The following is a 1,324-nucleotide window of genomic DNA, read 5'->3' on the forward strand; positions in this document are numbered from 1 at the left end:
GGCGCCGACGTGGCGCGGTGCCAGCGAGTCCCTGGCGCACTCGATGACGAGGGTCGGGATCCTCACCCTCGCGAGGTCCTCACGATTGTCGGACAGGAAGGTGGTGCGCGCGAACACCAGCGCCTTGGCAGGATCGGTGCGGCAGAACCGCTCAGTCAATTCGCCGCCGAGCTAGGGGCGCTCGGGATTGCCCATGATGTTCGGGGCCATGGTCTGCGACCACCCCAGGTAGTTGGCCTCGAGCGACTCGAGCAGTTCGTCGATGTCGGCTCGGGTGAAGCCGCCCCGGTAGCCGTCGGACTCGTCGTCCACGTACCGCGGCGAAGGAGTGAGCAGCACGAGTTTGGCGAACCTGCTCGGGTCGGCGGCGACGGCGAGGACACCGATCATCGAGGCGACCGAGTGACCGACGAACACGACATCTCGCAGGTCGAGATCCTCGATCAGGGTCAGAACGTCCTCGGCGTAGGCATCGAGGGTGGAATAGCGCTCGGCGTCCCACGCCGAGGGATCCGAGGCACCGGCTCCCACATGGTCGAAGAGCACAACGCGGTAGTCCGCGATCAGTCGCTCGGTGACCAGCCGCCACAGATTCTGGTCACATCCGAAACCGTGGGCCAGCATGATCGTCGGGCCACCATCCCGCCCGACGATCTTCACATTGTTCTTGGCACGCGCATCCACGTCCCACATCTTCTCATTCGACACCCCGATCGTGGTGACGCAAGTGCCGAAAACGTAGCCGCGCACCGCCGGGCGCCGGCCGCGTCGTCGACGTCGAGACCCGACGCCGACGACACCGAGGCGACCCGGGGACCACCGGGCGCGACTACGCGGTTTCGGTGGACTCCGCTGCAGCGGACGCCTGTGCGACGGCCTTCTGACGTCGCGCCACGACATATCCCGCTCCCGCGCCCGCAGCCGCCAGGGCGCCGACGGCCACTCGGCGGTTGTTGAGCCGATACCCGAGAGCCGCGTAGACGGAGTACTTGCCAGGGCCGGTGAGAGCCAGCGCGGCGGCGGCAAGGCCCAGCGTGGCCGGGTATTCGTAGCCGCCTGCGGTTGCGAAGAAGCCGGCCGGCTTGTGCACTGCGGCAGCGCCGATCATCGCGCCGACAGCACCGGCGGCCGCCACCGGGGTGGCTGCGCCGATTGCGATGAGCGCTCCCCCGGCTTCGCTGATACCCGCGACGGTGGCGGAGGGCTTCCCCGGTTTGAACCCCATCCCGTCGAACGCACCGGCGGTGGCGTCGAGGCCGTGGCCGCCGAACCAGCCGAGTGGCCGTCGGCGCCCTGGCGGCTGCGGGCGCGGGAGCGGGATATG

Annotated in this window: 1 protein-coding gene and 1 pseudogene; both read right to left on the reverse strand. The window is 69.0% G+C overall.

What is annotated here, in order from left to right:
• Nucleotides 1-684 (reverse strand): annotated as a pseudogene (locus CSW57_RS24140) (alpha/beta fold hydrolase); the annotation flags it as partial.
• A gap of 145 nt (nt 685-829) precedes the next feature.
• Nucleotides 830-1,324: DoxX family membrane protein (locus CSW57_RS24145; protein ID WP_143696616.1), on the reverse strand; the 495-nt coding region annotated here is incomplete at its 5' end.

The organism is Williamsia muralis (genome assembly GCF_002735905.1).
Classification (GTDB): domain Bacteria; phylum Actinomycetota; class Actinomycetes; order Mycobacteriales; family Mycobacteriaceae; genus Williamsia; species Williamsia muralis_A.